The organism is bacterium (genome assembly GCA_040755795.1).
Lineage (GTDB): Bacteria > UBA9089 > CG2-30-40-21 > CG2-30-40-21 > SBAY01 > JBFLXS01.
This window is the reverse complement of the sequence record JBFLXS010000640.1, coordinates 1-1,624: the sequence shown is the minus strand read 5'-3', so window position 1 is coordinate 1,624 and position 1,624 is coordinate 1. Positions and strand designations below refer to the sequence as shown.

At 38.5% G+C, this 1,624-nt stretch carries 1 protein-coding gene; it reads right to left on the bottom strand.

Features of this window, described 5'->3' with window-relative positions; translation table 11 throughout:
* Positions 1-185 precede the first annotated feature (185 nt).
* On the bottom strand, positions 186-1,484 hold the full coding sequence (locus AB1414_20535) for a GAF domain-containing sensor histidine kinase (protein ID MEW6609798.1): 1,299 nt from the start codon (positions 1,482-1,484) through the stop codon (positions 186-188).
* Positions 1,485-1,624: the final 140 nt, after the last annotated feature.

The window sequence follows — 1,624 nt, the reverse complement described above, 5'->3', positions numbered from 1 at the left end:
GAATGACCAAAATTCAAAACATTACCCCCCATAGTTTGGTATTTATTACTTGAAATTTGGTGCTTGGGATTTGGGATTTTTCCCTTATCCACTCTGAGTAAAATTTTGACTAATAACTGCTATATTCTCTCTGTGTTCTCTGTAACTCTGTGGCTATATCCCTGAACGGTTACCATCTGTGAAATCTATGGATTATTCCTGACCGGGATAGTAAAATGGAATGTCGCACCCATCCCCAATTGACTTTCCACCCATATCTTTCCGCCATGATGTTCTATAATCTGCTTACAGATAGTCAGTCCCAGTCCTGTGCCCTGTGTTTTTTTACCACCTACCTGTTTAAATTTATCAAATACCTTCTCTAAATCCTCCCTGGCGATACCTACGCCGCTATCAGTTACACTTACTTGCAATATCTCTTCGGGTTGGTGTCTATCTTTTATCCTTACTTCTATCTCACCTCCCTCTGGCGTAAATTTAATGGCATTGCTAAGCAGATTAATCACGACCTGCATCAATCTCTCATAATCACCAGTGATATTTGGTAATTTCTCTGGTATATTCATTTGAATTTTTATCTTCTTCTGGCAGGCTACTGGATTGATATTGGTAATAGACTGATTAATTACATCTCCCAGGGATATTTCCTTCATATCCCATTCCAGCATACCCGCCTCTATTTTAGATAAATTCAGAATATCATTGATTAATCTGGTCAACCTGTCAACCTCTGAAGAAATAAGGGATAAAAATTCTGTTCTGATAGCAATATCCTCATCAGGGTTATTAACCAATGTCAGAGCAATAGCCTTGATTGAGGTCATAGGTGTCTTCAATTCGTGTGCCGCGGTAGAGAGGAAATCTGATTTAGCCTGGTCTATTTTTCTTAATTCTTCGTTTGCCTCTGCCAGTTCTTTAGTTCGTTCTGTGACGCGGAGTTCAAGCACTTTTGCCCATTCCTCCAACTCTTTATATAATCGAACATTCTCTATATTGACACCAACCTGTGTGGCTAATGTAGAAATAAGATTAATCGTATCCTGGTCGTATTCATTGCATTGGGAATAAAGGCAAACAACTCCTATCGCCTTTTCCTGACCAAGTAATGGAATACAGAGTAAAGAGTTTGCATCTTTTCCTGAATCATCGCCTATGTTTTGAAATTGAGAAGGATTATTGGTGAAATAAGGTTTAGTTTCATTAATTACCTCTAAAATTAATTTGGGAGCAGGCTCTAATCTTTTCTCCGGGTAATTACAAATGGTTGAATAGTGGCGTTTTACCACGGCTATTTTTAGACTGGAATCCTGAGAGTCAAGTAATATTATAGAACCGCTATTGGCTTCTGCCAGTTCTAAAAACATATCAATTGCCACCTCTATCAGCCCTTTTAAATCCGTAGCTGAGTAAATCAATTTTGTGGCGTAATTCAGGGTATATAAAGCAAAATCTTTATCTTGAGACTGCATATTTTTTCCTTTCATCCTTCAATCAACCTTGTAACCGTTCAGGGCTATACATTAGAAGTGTAAACAAGGAGAAATGGGGAAAAGGGAGAATTGGAGAAATGGCTCAAACTTTTTCTTGCTCCACCCTTCGGACATCAATCCTGGAGTCTGCGAAA